Genomic DNA, 15,937 nt, shown 5'->3' on the forward strand with positions numbered 1-15,937 from the left:
CACAAACAAGTCTTGCTTTTGGGAATTTCTCGGCATAGTATGGTCAGACCACACAGTAAGAGAGTTAACTAGTATGCGGATTGCACTCTTTGCCACTTGCATCGTGGATGCAATGTATCCCCAAACAGCCAAGTCCACCGTCAAAATCCTGGAGCGCCTGGGCCACGAGGTCATCTTCCCCGCAGGGCAGGCATGCTGTGGCCAAATGCACATGAACTCCGGATATATGCCAGAAGCGCTCCCGGTAGTGGAGAACCACGTCAGGGCCTTCGACACCGACGACTACGACGTCGCCGTCGCTCCCTCGGGCTCCTGCGTCGCCTCGGTCAAGCACCAGCACGCCTTTTTGGCCGACCGCCTGGGCAAGCCGGAGCTGAAGGAACGCGCCACCGCGGTAGGCAAGCGCACCTATGAACTCTCCCAGCTGCTGGTGGACGTCCTGGGCATCACCAACGCCGCCGAACAGCTGGGCAGCTACTTCCCCGAAACCATCACCTATCACCCCTCCTGCCACGGCATGCGCCTGCTCAAGCTCGGCGACCGCCAGCTGGACCTGCTCAAGACCGTCGGCGGCATCACCGTCAACGAACTGCCGGAGGCCGACCAGTGCTGCGGCTTCGGCGGCACCTTCTCCATCAAGAACCCAGATGTCTCCTCGGCAATGCTAGATGACAAGGTCAACAACATCTGCTCCACCGGCGCCTCGGCCTGCGCCGGCGGCGACGCCTCCTGCCTGATGCACATCGGCGGCGGCCTGTCCCGCACCGGGGCCAAGCCCAAGACCCTGCACCTGGCAGACATCCTCGCAAGCACCATGGAAGAGACGGTGGCACTGTGACTCAGGTATTCCTCGGCATGCCGGCCGGCGGACTCGGCAACCTCGTAGAGACCGAGCCCTTCCCGGCCGCGGCGCACCGCGAACTGGGCAACACCCAGATGCGCAAGAACCTGCGCCATGCCACCCACACCATCCGCGACAAGCGCCTGCGCGTGGTCGGCGAGCTCCCCGACTGGGAGCAGCTGCGCGATGCAGGCAGCGCCATCAAGAACTCGGCGATGTTCAACCTCGAGGAGCGCCTGCTGGAGTTCGAGAAGAACTTCACCGCCCGTGGCGGCGTGGTCCACTGGGCCCGCGATGCCGACGAGGCGAACACCATCGTGCGCGATCTGATCCGCGAGACCGGCTCCACCGAGGTCGTGAAGGTCAAGTCCATGGCCACCCAGGAGATCGGGCTCAACGAGTATCTGGAAACCCAGGGCATCGAGGCCTTCGAAACCGATCTGGCCGAGCTGATCGTCCAGCTGGGCCACGACAAGCCAAGCCACATCCTGGTCCCCGCCATCCACAAGAACCGCACCGAGGTGCGCGATATCTTCCTCAAGGAAATGCCGGATGTGGACCCGGCGCTCACTGATGAGCCGGCCAAGCTGGCGGAGGCCGCCCGCAAGCACCTGCGCGCCAAGTTCCTCTCCGCCAAGGTGGCCATCTCCGGCGCGAACTTCGCGTTGGCTGACACCGGCACCCTGGGCGTGGTGGAATCCGAGGGCAACGGCCGCATGTGCCTGACCCTTCCCGAAACCCTGATCACCGTCATGGGCATCGAGAAGGTGCTGCCACACACCGATGACATCGAAGTGATGATGCAGCTGCTGCCGCGCTCTTCCACCGGCGAGCGCATGAACCCCTACACCTCCATGTGGACCGGCGTCACCGAGGACGACGGGCCGCAGAACGTGCACATCGTGCTGCTGGACAACGGCCGCTCGCGCGTGCTGTCGGATTCTTTCGGCCGCTCCGCGCTGAACTGCATCCGCTGCTCGGCCTGCATGAACGTATGCCCGGTCTACGAGCGCACTGGCGGCCACGCCTATGGCTCCACCTACCCGGGCCCTATCGGCGCGATCCTCTCCCCGCTGATGACGGGCATCGAGGTGGAGAAGAACAACTCCCTGCCTTACGCCTCCTCGCTGTGCGGCGCCTGCTTCGACGCCTGCCCGGTGAAGATCAACATCCCGGAGATCCTGGTGCACCTGCGTGGCGAAGACGTCGACTCGCAGCGCGATAAGCACAAGATCCCCACCCAGATGGATCTGCTGATGAAGGGCGGCTCCTGGGTGCTGGGCAAGGGCAAGAACATGAAGCTGGTGGAGAAGGCCCTGCCGCTGGGCCGCCTGGCCGCCGGCAAGAACAAGAAGATCAAGAAGCTGCCGGGCATCGCCGCAGGCTGGACCCAGTCCCGCGATATCCCCGCCCCTCCGGCCCAGTCCTTCCGCGACTGGTGGAGCGCAGAGAAGGAGTCCAAGTGAGCGCGAAAGACGAAATCCTAGGCCGTATCCGCACCGCGCTGGCCGACGCCCCGCAGGCTCCGGAAGTCCCCCGCGGCTACCGCACCTCCTCCGAGCTGGACGAGGAGGCGCTCATCGAGCTGCTGGTCGACCGCCTAGTCGACTACAAGGCAGGGGTGGACGTCATCGAGGAATCCCAGATCCCGCAGCTCGTTGCGGACAAGCTGGCCGGCGCAAGCTCCGTGGTCACCCCGCAGGGCCTTAACCCTCAGTGGCTTTCGGCGCTGCCCGGCACCATCGCCCGGCACGTGGACGCGCCGGGCGACCGCCGCAGCGTGGCCGAGCTGGATGCGATCAGCGCGGTGGTCACCTCTTCCGCGGTGTCCATCGCAGAATCCGGCACGATCATCCTGGACGGCGAGCCGGACCAGGGCCGCCGCGCCATCTCGCTGGTCCCGGACCACCACGTGTGCATCGTCCCGGTGTCCACCGTGGTGCAGCTGCTGCCCGAGGCAATGCCGCGGCTGACCATCACTCGTCCGCTGACCTGGATTTCAGGCCCGTCGGCCACCAGCGACATCGAGCTTGAACGCGTCGAGGGCGTGCACGGTCCGCGCACCCTGGACGTGTTGCTGGTCCGCGGCATGTAGTCCGCCAGTTCTCCGCAGCCGGTTCCCTTTCCAAACCTCCAGGGGGAGCCGGCTGCGTTGTTCTGTCCGCCGGTTTCAGGCCCGTCCCTGCGCTATGGGATGCAGCCCCATGCGCTGCTTCGCAGTGCGGGTGGACGGGGTAATTTTCTGGTGCCCCACCGCCTTGGCCAACCCGAACTTCGGCATGTCCCCGTAGACCGCCTCCATGCGTCCGGCCTCCACGCTGTAGGTCTCATGCCAGATCCCCACATCCCCGCTGCCGATGCCGCCCATGAATTCGCGCCAGGCCGCCAGGTGCGGGGCGTCCTTGTCCGCCGCGAAGCGCCGCAGGTGCTCGGGCGATTTCCAATAGGACAGCAGCAGCGTGGTGCGCCCGCCCCAGTTGTGGAAGCCCAGCAGTCCGGATTCCGGGTGCTGCATCAGGTAGTTCAGCATCGGGGCCATGCGCGAGGCGGTGCGCAGCGTCTTTCCGATCTTCCACCAGCGGTTCGCGCGCATGCCGATCAGGAAGACCGTCACCTGCTGCGCCTGCGGATCGGCAATATAACGTCCCTCAAAGACCCTACCCATGGCCTTGCCCCCATTCCATAACGATGTTATGAAACGATGTTACGATAGGCTAGTCCTCGTGGCAAGACCTAAAATCTACGACGAGCAGCTGCGCAGCCGGCTGCTGGAGCTGACAGCTGAAGTCATCCGCACCCAGGGGCCCGCGGGGCTTTCACTGCGCCAACTGGCAGGCAGCGCCGGCACCTCGACCTCCGCGGTGTACGCGCTGTTCGGCAGCAAGGACGAGCTGCTCGATGCGCTCACCGCCCACGCCTTCGCCTCTTTCGGCGCCAAGCAGCAGGAGGCGCTGCCCCGCGGGCTGCGCGCCTTGGGCCTCACTTACCGGCAGTGGGCGCTGGAGCACAGCGCCCTGTACTCGCTGATGTTTGCCCAGCCGCTGACCCAGCTGTCCGAGGCCACTTTGCAGATTGCGCAGGATTCGCTGGCAAGCCTTGTCGCCGCGGTGTCACAGCGCCGGGCCGAAGACCCGCTGAACGCCGCGGTGCTAATCTGGGCCCAGGTCCACGGTGCGCTCAGCCTTGAACTTGCGCAGGCCGGACCGCCGGAGACCAGCTGGCAGCAGATCTACGAACGGCTGCTGGACCAAATCGAAGCCTCGCTCCCCCAAGCTCCGCAGCACGGCAAGGACCAGCGCGCATGATCGGCGCAGGCGCCCCAGCGCAGCGCATCAACGACTCCTCCCTGCGATTCATCGGCTTCCTGTCATTCTTCGACCGCTACGGCATGCCGCCGATGCTGCTGATGCTCGCCGCCGGAACCCAGCTCGACTTCGCGCAGGCAGTGGAGCTGGTGGCCGCCTACTCGCTGTGCTACGCCATCGGCCAGCCCTTCTGGGGGCTGGTCAGCGACAAGTTCGGCCGGCTGGCGGTGCTGCGCAGTTCGCTGGTCGGCGCCGCGCTTGGCTCGCTGGCAAGCATCATGTTCACCAGCTATCTGCCGCTGCTGATGGCGCGTTCCTTCACCGGCCTGATGTTCGGCGCCATGTACCCTACGCTGCTGACCGTGCTGGGAGATACCCGCCAGGGCATCGAGCGGGCCAAGGGGCTCTCGGATCTGCAGATCTACTCTTCGCTGGGAACCACCCTGGCCACCCTGAGCGCCGGCGCACTCGCCGCCTACCTGGACTGGCGCGTGGTCTTCGCCCTGCCCGCACTCGGAGCGACCGCCGCGCTGTTGATGCTGCGCGGCGTCCAGGAACCTGCGCATGAGCGCGCAGGATTCAACTTCGCCGCCGCGCTGCGGCCAAAGAACCTCGGGCTGTACGCGATTGTCTTCGTCGAGGGCGCCCTGCTCATGGGCCTGCTGACCTACGTCGTCCCCGCCCTGCAGCAGACCGGCGTCTCAGTCGCGCTCTCCGGGGTGCTCGGCTGCGCCTTCGCGCTCGGCGTCATCCTTGGCGCCAGGGCGATGCGCCGCCTGGTAACAAAGTTCAGCCGCACCTGGCTGATCGGCATCGGCGGCGGCATCCTCGCCGCGAGCTTCATCCCCTCGGCGTTCTTCTTCTCCCCCGCATCGCTGACCATGACCGCGCTGCTTTTCGGCGCCGCCAACGCCATCATGCATTCATCCATGCAGGGCTGGGCCACTGACATCACCCCGGAGGCCCGGGCCACGACGGTGTCGTTGTTCGTGTTCGCGCTGTTCTTCGGCGCATCGAGCATCACCTACCTGACCGCGGGCCTCGCCGCCCAAGCCGACTACGCACGCATCTTCACCATTGGGCTGGCGATCAGCCTCGCGCTGGTGGTCATCGCCTGCACCTCGCACGCAGCCTGGGCCAAGAAGAATTCCCGTTAGCTCCAAAGGCCCGTTATGGCAGATAATGTTTATTCAAGGGACTCACCGAAAACCTTCAGCGATGGGAACGAACCAATGACAACTCCTAATAACGAGCCGACCAACCCGTACACCTCAGGCAATTCCGGCTCCTCGCAGCAGTACCCCTCGTACCAGTCGCCGCAGTATCAGGGACAGAATCAGCAGTACAACCAGCAATACGGACAGCAGCCAGGCTATGGCTACCCCGGGTACCCGATGATGAACCCGGAAGGAGCCCAACTGGCGCAGACTTCCATGATCTTCGGCATCCTGTCGCTGTTCCTGCTGGGCCTAATCTTCGGCCCTATCGCCATCGTGAAGGCCAACCGCGCCGAGCGCGAGTTCAACACTTCCGCCACGGTCGGCAAGGTGACCGGCTGGATCGGCACCATCCTCGCCAGCCTGGTCGTCGTTTACTTCATCTTCATCTTCTTCGTCATCGGAGCAATCGGCGCCAGCGGAGGCTTTGACAGCCAGGCGTTCTAATTTCCGCAGCTTAACAACAAAACCTCCAGACCACATGGTCTGGAGGTTTTATTGGTATCGGCCCTCTTTGCGCCAGTTATTTGGCGGTGGGAGGAAAATTACTCAGCGGTTGGCAGCACGAAGGAAGCATCGATTTCGATCTTGACCTTGTCGCTGACCAGCACGCCGCCTGCTTCAAGAGCGGCATTCCAGGTGATGCCGAATTCCTTGCGGGAGATGGTGGTCGAAGCGAAGAAGCCTGCGCGGGTTGCACCGAAGGCGTCGACTGCCTGGCCGCCCAGTTCTGCTGCCAGTTCAACTTCCTTGGTCACGCCGCGGATGGTCAGGTCGCCGACGACAACCAGGTCGTCTGCGTCGCCCTTGATGCTGGTGGACTTGAAGGTCATGGTTGGGAACTGCTCTGCGTCGAAGAAGTCAGCGCTCTTCAGGTGGCCGTCGCGGTTTGCATCCTTGGTGTTCACCGAAGCGATCTGGATGTTTGCCTCGACCGAGGAAGCTTCGATGGTCTCTGCAATGGTCAGGGTTGCATCGAATTCGGTGAAGCTGCCGCGGACCTTGGAGATGCCTGCGTGGCGGACCGAGAAGCCTACCTCGGAGTGCGATGCGTCCAGGGTCCAAACGCCAGCGGTCAGTGGGGAAGTTGCAGTTGCAGTCATGGTCAAGCCCTTTCTTCTGCATCAAGCATTTAGTTGATGCATCAATTTGTTTCGTTGTATCCAGTATGGCACTAAAGAAGTTGAACCGTCAATCAGTTTTTTCGAAAAAGTTGAAACTCTTCGGTCCGACATCCAAAAAACCGCATCTGATTAGTTATTTAACGTCAATGAAACTTTTCGTAACCCTTCCAACGAGCTGCTTCCATCCTTACACTGGGCTCATGAGCACAGATAAACAGGAACCCAATACTCAAGAACAGGAAGCTGAACTTTCTGCAGAGCTGGAAGAGGTCTGGCAGGAAGAATCAGTCACCACGGCTGCCGCCACCGAGACCGCCGACGAGGTCGACGGCGAACTCGGCACGCGCGAGGGGGCTTAAAGATGAACGGGGCACGCGCCTGTCAATGGTGCGTGCCCCGTTCATGCCAACTAGGGTTTAGCCACCAAACCCTCATCAACCATCCACTCGAAGGCCACGTCTGAGGGCTCCCGGCCCACGACATCCACCTGATAGTTCATCTCCATCAGGGCCTCGTCGGTCAGCAGCGGGGCGATCTGATTCATTAAGTCCTTGACCTGTGGGTAGCGCTTGATGAATTCCCCGTTGAACGCCGGCGCCGCGTTGTAGCTTGGGAAGTAGTCCAGGTCGTCTTCCAATACCGTCAAGTCCAGCGCCTTGATTCGCCCGTCGGTGGTGAAGACCTCGCCGAAGTTGCAGGCGCCGTCGGCGGTTGCCTGGTAGATCGCGCCGACGTCGTACAGCCCGATGTTGTCTTCCGAAACGCTGGTGCCGCGGTCGATTCCATAGTGCTCAAGCATTGGGGTCAGCCCGTCGCGCCGCGAGTTGAATTCCGGGTCGACGCAGAAGGTCAGCTCCTTGCTGTCGAGCTCCTTGAGTTGGGACAGCTTGGTGATGCCCAGCCGGTCGGCGTTCTTCCTGTTCATCGCCAAGGCGTAGGTGTTGTTCAGCGGGGCGGGCTCGCCCCAAACAATATCGTTGGGAATATCTGCATCCCGCACCGCTTCCCACTGCTTGCGCGAGCCGTCCACCGGCTGCTCATTGCCCAGGTAGGTCAGCCACGCGGTGCCCGTGTATTCCCACAGCAGGCTGGCATCGCCGGAGAGCAGCAGCTGCCGGGCAGGCTGCGAACCGGGGACGTTGGTCAGGTCGGTGACGTCGAAGCCGGCGGTCTTCATCGCGATGACGGTGATCTTCCCCAGGAGGATCTGCTCGGTGAACGACTTGGAGGTGACAGTTGCCTTCGCATTGTCGGGCAGCCCCTCCATGGGCTGGATCTTCGCCGGAGACGCTTCGGGCACCGTGCCGGTTGAAGGGCTCAGCCCGCAGCCGGTCAGCCCAATCATCAGGGCCGCTGACATGGCGGCAAGTTTTAGAGTGCGTTTCATGAAAGTCCCTTCGGTCGGGCCAGCTGTTCCACCAGACGTCCGACCCAGTCGATGGTCAGCGCCAACAGTGCAACGAGCAGGGAGCCGGCGATGAGCACGACGTTCAGGTTCAGGTTCACGCCGGTGGTGATCAGGATTCCCAACCCGCCGCCGTTGATGAAGGTGGCCAGCGTGGCAGTGCCCACCAACAGCACCAGGGCGGTTCGAATTCCGGCGAGCATCACCGGAACCGCTAGGGGCAGTTCGATCTTGAAGAGCACCGCAAGCTGGCTCATTCCGATGCCCCGCCCTGCCTCGACAAGCCGCTGGTCCACCTGCTGCAAGCCCACGATGGTATTCGAGAGCACCGGAAGAATCGCATAGATCACCAGCGAAACGATGGCGGTTCGGGCGCCGAAGCCCAGCCAGAACGCCAACAGCACAATCACGCCGATCGCCGGCGCCGCCTGCCCGAAGTTGGCAACCGCGCGCACCGCCGGCGCCGCCTTGCGCACCGAGGGTCGGGTGAGCAGGATACCCAGCGGAATCGCGATCAGCAGAACAATCACTGCGGAAATCAAGGTGATCTCAAGATGCTGCTGGGTATATTTCAGAATGGTTGCCGGGTCCAGCGTCTGGCGCTCAGTCTCGGTGAGATCTGCAGTGACCAGCCAGATCACCAGGATCGCGAAGGCCGCCGCGATGCCCAGCAGCTGGAAAATCAGTCCGCGTCGCTCTGCGCTCATGCCGATTCACCACTTGAGGAGCCCTGCTCGATGTCCACGACATTGATCGCGCCGGAGTTCAGGCCGACCGGCGCTTCATGGTCCTGGTCCATGGAGGCGTTCGCCGCGGCGATGGCTTCCATGACCGTCTGCACCGTGATCAGGCCCTTGAAGACATCGCGCGGACCGGTGACGATCGCCGATTCCGCGCTGGCTACCAGCATGGTGTCCAAGGCATCGTTCAAGGTCGCCTGCTCGCCGACCACGGGAAGATCCGGATCGTAGGTGCCCTCGATGATTTCTGCACGCGAGAGCTGGCGGCGGTCCAGCCGGCGCAGCGGCCGCCCTCGCGAATCGAGGACCACTGCGAATTTGCGCCCGGCGCCCTGGATCTGGGAAAGGACGTCCGAGGCGCGCTTGCCCGGCGTCGTCGTCACGGTGCCAAGGAGTTCAACTTCGTTGACGCGGGTCAGCGTCAGCTGCTTCAAGCCGGCGCCGGAGCCGATGAAGTTCTCCACGAATTCGCTGGCAGGGTTCGCCAGGATGCGCTCGGGCGAATCATATTGCTCCAGCTGGGCGCCTTCGTTGAAGATCGCGATCCAATCGCCGAGCTTGACCGCTTCGTCGAAGTCGTGGGTCACGCAGACGATGGTCTTCTGCACCTCGGACTGGATGTTGAGCAGCTCGTCCTGCAGGCGCTGGCGCGTAATCGGGTCCACCGCGCCAAACGGCTCGTCCATGAGCAGAACCGGAGGGTCCGCCGCCAGGGCGCGGGCCACGCCTACGCGCTGCTGCTGTCCGCCCGAGAGTTCTTTCGGGAACCTGTCCCGGTACAGCTCAGGATCCAGCGATACCAGCTCCAGCAGCTCGTCGACGCGGGCGGCGATCTTTTCCTTGCTCCAGCCAAGCATCTTGGGAACCATGGCGATATTGGTGGCAACAGTCATGTGAGGGAACAGGCCGCCAGCCTGGATCACATAGCCGATGCGCCGGCGCAGCTCGTCGCCGTTCATGCCGGTGACGTCTTCGCCGTTGATGACGATCTGGCCGCTGGTGGGCTCGATCAGCCGGTTGATCATTTTCAAGGTAGTAGTTTTGCCGCAGCCCGAAGGGCCGACGAACATCACGATGGAACCTGCCGGAATTTCCAGGGTCAGCCCGCCGACCGCCGACTTTTTCTGCCCGGGGTAAGTCTTGGTGACTTCCTCGAGCATGATGGAGGCGCCGGTGACGTTGCCGCTCGGCTCGGAAGTTGAAGAAATCTTTGGATCAGACACGAATACCTCGCGGGGTCGTCAGTCGGCCGATGCCGAGCAGAATGAGATCGAGAATCAGGGCAAGAATGACAACGCCCACTACACCGGTGACTACCGATTCAAGTGAGTTTGCACCGCCCAGGCGGGAGAGCCCAGAGAAGATGAAGCCGCCCAGCCCAGGTCCCAAGGCGAAGGCGACTACCGCGGCAACGCCCATGACCATCTGTGCTGAGATGCGTACGCCGGTAAGGATCACCGGCCAGGCAATGGGAATTTCGACCGCAAACAGGGTCTTGAACCTGCTCATGCCGATGCCCCGGGCTGATTCCACAACGGTCGGCTCAATATTGTTTAGGCCCACGATGGCATTGCGCAGGATGGGCAGGGCGGCGAAGAACGTCACCACAATGACTGCCGGCGTTACGCCGAATCCGAAGGGAACAATCAACAGGCCGATCAGGGCAAATGATGGAACGGTCAGCCCGACGGCGCTGATGCTGTTGGCGATGCCCGCCAGAGTTTTATTTCGATAAACCAGAACCGCGATCAGTACCGCGATGACTGTCGCAAGGATCAAGCACTGTACGACAAGCGAAAAATGTTGCCACGAGGCAAAGAGTATTTGGCGATATCGTTCGCCAATAAAGTCACCCACATTAAAACCTACTTCACTTAAGTTGCGTATCAATTCACTCGTTTTCGAGGCGCTCCGGCCCCGAGTCTTTTGCCCAGCTTAGTGTCCTTTCTGAAGCAAAACCAGTTGATCTTTTGCAACTTGCCAGCTGACTAGTAGGTATTTATCCACTGATTGCGCCATTTAGATTTTCTGCTAAGTGCGTGCGCCATGAAGCCAAATGTAGTTCGATAGATATATGAAACTTGCTACGCTCCGACTCGCCAGCGACCCCGGCCACACTACGGCCGCGGTCATCGAAGAAGGTAGGGCCTACTACCTGGATAATCTCGATTCGGTCCAGCGCTTCCTGCGCCTTGCCGACGATATCCAGCAAGAGGTCATCGCCCGTGCACTGGTTGGTGACTCCATCGCCGAAGGCGAGGCGAACTATGCGCCGGTCATCCCGAATCCCAGCAAGGTCTATTGCATCGGCCTGAACTACAAAGCGCACGCCGCGGAGGTCGGCAAGGAGCTGCCCCAGTACCCCACGGTCTTCGCAAAGTTCGCCTCCACCTTGTGCGGCGCAAACGACGTAGTTGAAATCCCGAGCGAGGACCATCGCATCGACTACGAGGCCGAACTGGCTATCGTCATCGGCAAACCGGGGCGCCGCATCGCCGCGGAAGATGCGGCCGAGCACATCGCCGGCTACAGCGTCAGCAGCGACGTTTCAATGCGCGGATATCAAGGCCGGACGTCCGAATGGCTCCAAGGCAAGGTCTGGGACAAGACCAACCCACTCGGCCCATGGCTGGTAACCAGCGATGAGCTGAAAGCCGACGCCCGCATCACCAGCGTCGTCAACGGCGAGACTGTCCAGGACAGCAGCATCGACGACCTGATTTTCTCCGCCAATGACCTGATTGCCTACATCTCGACCTTCAACGAGCTGCAGCCAGGAGATGTCATCCTTACCGGAACCCCGGCAGGCGTGGCCTTGGGCCGCCGCAACGAACACGGCCGCCACCCTTGGCTCAAGGACGGGGACGTGCTGGAAACAAGCATCGAGGGCCTAGGCACCTCCACGATCAAGTTCTCGGCTGCCGTCAACTAGCAGCCAAGGCACCCCGGGATTCCGCATGCGCTTTGCGTCGATTCCCGGGGTGTGCTGTTTAACTCTGCCCCAAAACCACCGCTCAATATTTTCCGCACCAAAGTCCTCATAATCTGCAGAAAATCTGTTTTTTCACGTAATTCGCGCATAAAGTCGCGAAAATCCTAATTTTTCCGAATTTTGTTCCCCTGTCATAAAACCGCCTGTGACTTAGAACTCTTCATCATATAAGGTGTGTCACATTGGAGCTTTGCAACGAACATTGCAGAGTTCCACCATCATCACTCGCAAGTATGAAGGAACAACTTAATGGAAGAGTTAAGTACTGTTTTAGGCGATATTTCGTCGGTAATTTGGGGGCCTTATGTCCTTATTCCCCTGCTCTTGGGCACCGGCCTCTACCTGACTATCCGCTTGGGCGGCGTGCAATTCGTCAAGCTCGCGGCGTCGCTTCGACTGGGCCTGATCAAGCGCAAGGACGCGGGCGCAGAAGGCGATGTTTCCCAGTTCCAGGCACTGACCACCGCGCTGGCCGCTACCGTCGGCACCGGTAATATCGTCGGCGTGGCTACGGCCATCGGCATTGGCGGCCCGGGCGCGCTGTTCTGGATGTGGGTTACCGGCCTGCTCGGCATGGCATCGAAGTATTCGGAGGCCTACCTCGGCGTCCGCTTCCGCGGAACCGACGCCGCAGGCGAAAAGTCCGGCGGCCCCCAGTACTACCTGGAGCGCGGAATCAAGGGTCCTTTCGGCAAGTTCCTCGCACTGTTCTTCGCCATTGCGGCAACCATCGCCTGCTTCGGCATCGGCAACATGACCCAGGGCAACTCGATCGCAGCCAACCTTGAGAACTCCTTCAGCGTCTCACCTTGGGTCACCGGTGCGGTGCTGACCGTGCTCTCCCTGGCAGTTCTGGTGGGCGGCATCAAGTCCATCGGCCGCGTTACCGCCGGCTTCGTCCCAGTGATGATCGTGTTCTACATTGCTGCGTCGCTCTACATCCTGATCGCCAACGTTGCTGATATCCCTGCCGCTTTCGGCCAGATCTTCACCGATGCATTCACCGGCACCTCTGCAGTTGGTGGCTTCGCCGGCTCGGCCATCATCATCGCCGTTCAGTTCGGTGTTGCCCGCGGCATCTTCTCCAACGAGTCCGGCATGGGTTCGGCGGCTATCGCTGCGGCCGCGGCACAGACCACCCACCCTGTCCGCCAGGGCCTGGTCTCCATGACCCAGACCTTCATCGACACCATCATCGTCGTAACCTGCACCGGCTTGGTCATCATCACCACCGGGGCGTGGAACATGATCGATCCAGACACTGGCGAACAGATTTCCGCTGCGCTGATGACCGGCGAAGCCTTCACCCACGGCCTGCCAGGACAGTGGGGACACTGGATCGTCACCATCGGACTGGTGATGTTCGCCTTCTCCACGATTCTGGGCTGGTGCTACTACGGTGAGCGCAACATCGAGCGCCTGATTGGACGAGGTGCAGTGATGCCATTCCGAGTCCTGTTCTCGATCGTCGTCTTCATCGGCTGCACCACCGAGCTGACCGTGATTTGGAACTTCTCCGACATGATGAACGGCTTGATGGCACTGCCAAACCTCATCGGCCTGCTGATCCTCTCTGGCTTGATCGCCAAGGAAACCCGCTGGTACCTGAAACATGATCCAAAGCTGGAAGCCAGCAAGGCCCAGATCGAGGACTTCATGATCGGCCGCGAGGGCTGGGAGGAATGGAAGTCCGGCGACGTCGTCGGCTCTGCACACTCCAGCCGCAGATAGGCTGCTGAACTGACAGCGGTGGCGCACTCCAAAACGGAGTGCGCCACCGCTGTTTTTCATTCCCAGGCAGCGAACCTGCGCTTGAAGCCGCTGAGCCAGCGGGCGTCTTGGATGAGCTGGGGAAAAGGCTCATGGTCCCAGCCAGTCACAGGCGGAGCCTGGGACACAAAGTGCATCCCGGCATTCTTGATCACCGTCACCTGTGGGTGTTCCAATGCGACATACTCTTTCCAGCCGATCTTTTCCTTGGCCTGGTTGCAGATCGAGCACTTGCCCTGTCCGTTGCCGGCACTGGTTTCTCCACCGAGGTAGTGCTGGATGATGTGGTCGGCCTCTTCGACGAGGCCGTCGCAATAGGGCGTTCGACAGGTACGGTCCCTGACCCTGATGAACTTCTTGAGCTTCTTCGGGAAAGCTCTTGCCTTGGAGTCCATCGCGATCAGTTCCGAGCCTCCGGGAGCTGTATAGAGCCGGATAATGTCGGTCACCGTCTCTAGATGATCCAGATAGTCTTCGTATTCGCCTTCGCGGAGCTTGCGGATGTCAACCTCGTCGCCCTGGAATGACCCGGCAATCAGTTCCCGGGCAATCTGGGAGGAAATATATCCGTACCCTTCCAGATAGGCAGGCTCCTTGTTGCCCAGGAACAGGGATTTGTCGGTCATGATCAGGCTCAGCGAAATGGACACCGGCAGCTTGCGGTGGCTGCCGGCAATGAGGTTGCCGACCAGCAGCTCTGCTTCGATCTGACTGCGCGAGCGCTTGTCCCCCTTGCGCTTGGCTTGGAACGATCCCTGGCGCAGGTGTTCGCGCAGCGGGACGCCCAAGGGTGTTGGCAGGGCGCCGCTGAAGCGGATCATGTCCCCGTCGCGGTAGAAGCGCAAGTGCTGCTTGTCAGCGGCTTTCTGGAGTTTGGTGCATTCCTTGTCGGCAATGTGCTGGAGGGTGAATTCCCTGACGGCTTCACGCGCCTTACGCGGGCCCTTGCCTTCAAACAAATCCGGATGCTGTGCAAAGCGCTGGTCGAACTCGCTGCGGTGTTTGGCACTGACGGTCCCTAGTTCGCTGAGCACCGCGTCCATCTGCTCCTCGGTGACCGCGCCCATGGAATAGGCGCCGGCCAGATGCGGAGTATCTTCGAAGAGGATCCGGTACCCGTTCAGTTTTGCGCTGAAGCCGCGCGGGGACTGTTTGCGGGCCAGGGCGATGGTGCTTGCCGCTCCCTTGGTGGGGTTGAACATGTACACGCCGCGTTCTTCATGGTCGCGGTAGACCTCTTTCTCCAGCTGGTAGGAGAGCGCCGCCTGCAGGTAGTGGTAGGCGGCGATGGCACCTTCAAGTTCTTCAATGGCCTGCGCGCAATCGGATTGGCCGCCCTGGTCGATGGTCCCGGTCAGCTCCTGCACGACCTCATCGACCAGGTGCGCCAGCTTCTGGTGCACAGTGGTCTGATTCTCGCGATGCCGCCACGCCATTGTTTCGGACATATTTATATTATACACCCATTTATCGAAAATGTATTCGAATATTTAGGAAAAGAACAACCCGGCAGATGCTGCCGGGTTGCTCTCAGGAGTCTAGGCGTTCCACAGGCCGTAGGAGTCCGCCAGGTCGGCGATCTTCTGGGCGCGGGCCAGACGCGGCAGGTAGGAGCCGTCGCCCACCGATGCGCCGGCGGCGTGTGCCTCCAGCAGTTCCATGGCCCAGGACAGCTCGTCCTCGCTCGGGGCCAGGCCTGCATTGATGCCGTCAACATGGTCGCGGGAAAGCACAAGCTTGCCGGTCATGCCCATGGAGGCGGTGATGCGGGTTTCCTCGGTGACCGCGGCGGCGTCGGAGCCAGCAGGCGGCGGGCCGTCGATGGCGCCAGGCAGCTTGCCCACGCGGGAGGCGACGACGAGCTTGCCGCGGGCGTAGGCCAGGGCCAGGGGGTCGTCGGACACGCCGGTGTCCTTGCGGAAGTCGTTCACGCCGAAGGCCAGACGGAAGGTGCCGGGTGCCGAGGCGATCGCGGTAGCGTTCTCAATACCGGCGGCGGACTCGATCAGCGCGAGCACCGGGGTGCCGGCGCGCAGTCGCATCGCGGTGTAGGTGACCTGCTCGGGCTTCTCGGTCATGGCGAGCATGACGCCGCGAAGTCCGGGGGCAGCGGAGAGCGCAGCCAGATCGTCGGCCCAGTACTCGGTGTCGATGCCGTTCACGCGCACCCAAGCGGTCATGCCATTGGACAGGGCGTTGACGACGGCGTCGCGAGCTTGGGCTTTCTTCTCATCCGGAACGGAGGCTTCCATGTCAAATATGACGGAGTCTGCCTCGCAAGCTAGGGCCGGCGCGAAATCTTCTTCTTTTGCCGCATTGACCAGGAGCCAGGAACGAGACAACTTTGCTGGGAGAGCCGCAGCGCGACGATTTCGAAATGCCATGCCTCTAGACTACTCATCTTGTGCCCCCTGCCCCTAATACGGCGGTGCTTTGTGAATGAAAGCGCGCGGCGGCAAAAAATGCCTAGCCCATTGTGATGCCAATTACAAGATAGGCAGGCTATTGCTGTAATGTGTCTCACTGGGTTCGGCAGAGCCCAG

General features: G+C 61.7%; 17 protein-coding genes. 9 read left to right on the plus strand and 8 right to left on the minus strand.

Annotated features, from left to right (window positions below):
* The first annotated feature begins 73 nt into the window (after positions 1 to 73).
* The 3 genes from AUR04nite_RS07120 to AUR04nite_RS07130 are packed head-to-tail and all read left to right on the plus strand — an operon-like array spanning position 74 to position 2,936.
* Positions 74 to 838: a (Fe-S)-binding protein gene (locus AUR04nite_RS07120; protein WP_141363397.1), complete on the plus strand. Its 765-nt coding sequence runs from the start codon at positions 74 to 76 to the stop codon at positions 836 to 838.
* Between the two features lie 17 nt (positions 839 to 855).
* Entirely contained in the window at positions 856 to 2,307 is a 1,452-nt protein-coding gene (locus AUR04nite_RS07125) for a LutB/LldF family L-lactate oxidation iron-sulfur protein (protein WP_141363616.1), read from the plus strand.
* The gene (locus AUR04nite_RS07130; RefSeq protein WP_141363399.1) at positions 2,304 to 2,936 is read left to right on the plus strand and encodes a LutC/YkgG family protein; all 633 of its coding nucleotides are present in this window, start codon (positions 2,304 to 2,306) and stop codon (positions 2,934 to 2,936) included. The genes AUR04nite_RS07125 and AUR04nite_RS07130 overlap by 4 nt, the downstream gene beginning before the upstream one ends.
* A gap of 75 nt (positions 2,937 to 3,011) precedes the next feature.
* Here the strand turns inward: AUR04nite_RS07130 and AUR04nite_RS07135 are convergent, their stop codons facing one another.
* On the minus strand, positions 3,012 to 3,506 hold the full coding sequence (locus tag AUR04nite_RS07135) for a DUF4188 domain-containing protein (protein ID WP_141363401.1): 495 nt from the start codon (positions 3,504 to 3,506) through the stop codon (positions 3,012 to 3,014).
* Between the two features lie 58 nt (positions 3,507 to 3,564).
* On the opposite strand from AUR04nite_RS07135, the gene AUR04nite_RS07140 reads away from it, so the two are divergent.
* The 3 genes from AUR04nite_RS07140 (at position 3,565) to AUR04nite_RS07150 (ending at position 5,810) form a co-directional block, all read left to right on the plus strand.
* A complete protein-coding gene (locus AUR04nite_RS07140) occupies positions 3,565 to 4,146 on the plus strand; it encodes a TetR/AcrR family transcriptional regulator (RefSeq protein ID WP_141363403.1) in 582 nt (193 codons plus the stop codon).
* Positions 4,143 to 5,303: an MFS transporter gene (locus AUR04nite_RS07145; RefSeq protein WP_141363405.1), complete on the plus strand. Its 1,161-nt coding sequence runs from the start codon at positions 4,143 to 4,145 to the stop codon at positions 5,301 to 5,303. The genes AUR04nite_RS07140 and AUR04nite_RS07145 overlap by 4 nt, the downstream gene beginning before the upstream one ends.
* A gap of 75 nt (positions 5,304 to 5,378) precedes the next feature.
* On the plus strand, positions 5,379 to 5,810 hold the full coding sequence (locus tag AUR04nite_RS07150; protein ID WP_141363407.1) for a DUF4190 domain-containing protein: 432 nt from the start codon (positions 5,379 to 5,381) through the stop codon (positions 5,808 to 5,810).
* A 98-nt stretch (positions 5,811 to 5,908) separates the two neighbouring features.
* On the opposite strand, the gene AUR04nite_RS07155 is transcribed toward AUR04nite_RS07150, so the two are convergent.
* Positions 5,909 to 6,466 carry a YceI family protein gene (locus AUR04nite_RS07155; protein ID WP_141363409.1) on the minus strand — a complete coding sequence of 186 codons (558 nt, stop codon included), beginning with the start codon at positions 6,464 to 6,466 and terminating at the stop codon, positions 5,909 to 5,911.
* A 221-nt stretch (positions 6,467 to 6,687) separates the two neighbouring features.
* Between AUR04nite_RS07155 and AUR04nite_RS17875 the strand changes: the two genes are divergently transcribed.
* On the plus strand, positions 6,688 to 6,846 hold the full coding sequence (locus AUR04nite_RS17875; RefSeq protein WP_170184127.1) for a hypothetical protein: 159 nt from the start codon (positions 6,688 to 6,690) through the stop codon (positions 6,844 to 6,846).
* Between the two features lie 50 nt (positions 6,847 to 6,896).
* Here AUR04nite_RS17875 and AUR04nite_RS07160 read toward each other — a convergent pair whose 3' ends face one another.
* The 4 genes from AUR04nite_RS07160 to AUR04nite_RS07175 are packed head-to-tail and all read right to left on the minus strand — an operon-like array spanning position 6,897 to position 10,489.
* Positions 6,897 to 7,874: a glycine betaine ABC transporter substrate-binding protein gene (locus tag AUR04nite_RS07160; RefSeq protein ID WP_141363411.1), complete on the minus strand. Its 978-nt coding sequence runs from the start codon at positions 7,872 to 7,874 to the stop codon at positions 6,897 to 6,899.
* Complete coding sequence (locus AUR04nite_RS07165) at positions 7,871 to 8,599, minus strand: ABC transporter permease (RefSeq protein ID WP_141363413.1); 729 nt, start codon at positions 8,597 to 8,599, stop codon at positions 7,871 to 7,873. The genes AUR04nite_RS07160 and AUR04nite_RS07165 overlap by 4 nt, the downstream gene beginning before the upstream one ends.
* Positions 8,596 to 9,855 carry an ABC transporter ATP-binding protein gene (locus AUR04nite_RS07170; RefSeq protein WP_407646669.1) on the minus strand — a complete coding sequence of 420 codons (1,260 nt, stop codon included), beginning with the start codon at positions 9,853 to 9,855 and terminating at the stop codon, positions 8,596 to 8,598. The genes AUR04nite_RS07165 and AUR04nite_RS07170 overlap by 4 nt, the downstream gene beginning before the upstream one ends.
* Positions 9,848 to 10,489: an ABC transporter permease gene (locus AUR04nite_RS07175; protein WP_141363620.1), complete on the minus strand. Its 642-nt coding sequence runs from the start codon at positions 10,487 to 10,489 to the stop codon at positions 9,848 to 9,850. The genes AUR04nite_RS07170 and AUR04nite_RS07175 overlap by 8 nt, the downstream gene beginning before the upstream one ends.
* Positions 10,490 to 10,706: 217 nt before the next feature.
* Between AUR04nite_RS07175 and AUR04nite_RS07180 the strand changes: the two genes are divergently transcribed.
* Both AUR04nite_RS07180 and AUR04nite_RS07185 read left to right on the plus strand, forming a co-directional pair.
* On the plus strand, positions 10,707 to 11,564 hold the full coding sequence (locus AUR04nite_RS07180; RefSeq protein ID WP_141363414.1) for a fumarylacetoacetate hydrolase family protein: 858 nt from the start codon (positions 10,707 to 10,709) through the stop codon (positions 11,562 to 11,564).
* Between the two features lie 309 nt (positions 11,565 to 11,873).
* Positions 11,874 to 13,355 carry an alanine/glycine:cation symporter family protein gene (locus AUR04nite_RS07185; protein WP_141363416.1) on the plus strand — a complete coding sequence of 494 codons (1,482 nt, stop codon included), beginning with the start codon at positions 11,874 to 11,876 and terminating at the stop codon, positions 13,353 to 13,355.
* A 56-nt stretch (positions 13,356 to 13,411) separates the two neighbouring features.
* Here the strand turns inward: AUR04nite_RS07185 and AUR04nite_RS07190 are convergent, their stop codons facing one another.
* Together AUR04nite_RS07190 and AUR04nite_RS07195 are read right to left on the minus strand one after the other, a co-directional pair.
* The gene (locus AUR04nite_RS07190; protein ID WP_141363418.1) at positions 13,412 to 14,842 is read right to left on the minus strand and encodes an HNH endonuclease; all 1,431 of its coding nucleotides are present in this window, start codon (positions 14,840 to 14,842) and stop codon (positions 13,412 to 13,414) included.
* Between the two features lie 90 nt (positions 14,843 to 14,932).
* A complete protein-coding gene (locus AUR04nite_RS07195) occupies positions 14,933 to 15,778 on the minus strand; it encodes an HpcH/HpaI aldolase/citrate lyase family protein (RefSeq protein ID WP_141363420.1) in 846 nt (281 codons plus the stop codon).
* Between the last annotated feature and the right edge of the window lie 159 nt (positions 15,779 to 15,937).

Source organism: Glutamicibacter uratoxydans, from assembly GCF_006539925.1.
Lineage (GTDB): Bacteria > Actinomycetota > Actinomycetes > Actinomycetales > Micrococcaceae > Glutamicibacter > Glutamicibacter uratoxydans.

What these genes read in the sequence shown, in the direction of transcription:
- AUR04nite_RS07120 (WP_141363397.1), top strand. Translation starts at nt 74, where the DNA reads ATGCGGATTGCACTCTTTGCCACTTGCATCGTGGATGCAATGTATCCC.
- AUR04nite_RS07125 (WP_141363616.1), top strand. Translation starts at nt 856, where the DNA reads ATGCCGGCCGGCGGACTCGGCAACCTCGTAGAGACCGAGCCCTTCCCG.
- AUR04nite_RS07135 (WP_141363401.1), bottom strand. Translation starts at nt 3,506, where the DNA reads ATGGGTAGGGTCTTTGAGGGACGTTATATTGCCGATCCGCAGGCGCAG.
- AUR04nite_RS07145 (WP_141363405.1), top strand. Translation starts at nt 4,143, where the DNA reads ATGATCGGCGCAGGCGCCCCAGCGCAGCGCATCAACGACTCCTCCCTG.
- AUR04nite_RS07150 (WP_141363407.1), top strand. Translation starts at nt 5,379, where the DNA reads ATGACAACTCCTAATAACGAGCCGACCAACCCGTACACCTCAGGCAAT.
- AUR04nite_RS07155 (WP_141363409.1), bottom strand. Translation starts at nt 6,466, where the DNA reads ATGACTGCAACTGCAACTTCCCCACTGACCGCTGGCGTTTGGACCCTG.
- AUR04nite_RS17875 (WP_170184127.1), top strand. Translation starts at nt 6,688, where the DNA reads ATGAGCACAGATAAACAGGAACCCAATACTCAAGAACAGGAAGCTGAA.
- AUR04nite_RS07160 (WP_141363411.1), bottom strand. Translation starts at nt 7,874, where the DNA reads ATGAAACGCACTCTAAAACTTGCCGCCATGTCAGCGGCCCTGATGATT.
- AUR04nite_RS07165 (WP_141363413.1), bottom strand. Translation starts at nt 8,599, where the DNA reads ATGAGCGCAGAGCGACGCGGACTGATTTTCCAGCTGCTGGGCATCGCG.
- AUR04nite_RS07180 (WP_141363414.1), top strand. Translation starts at nt 10,707, where the DNA reads ATGAAACTTGCTACGCTCCGACTCGCCAGCGACCCCGGCCACACTACG.
- AUR04nite_RS07185 (WP_141363416.1), top strand. Translation starts at nt 11,874, where the DNA reads ATGGAAGAGTTAAGTACTGTTTTAGGCGATATTTCGTCGGTAATTTGG.
- AUR04nite_RS07190 (WP_141363418.1), bottom strand. Translation starts at nt 14,842, where the DNA reads ATGTCCGAAACAATGGCGTGGCGGCATCGCGAGAATCAGACCACTGTG.
- AUR04nite_RS07195 (WP_141363420.1), bottom strand. Translation starts at nt 15,778, where the DNA reads ATGGCATTTCGAAATCGTCGCGCTGCGGCTCTCCCAGCAAAGTTGTCT.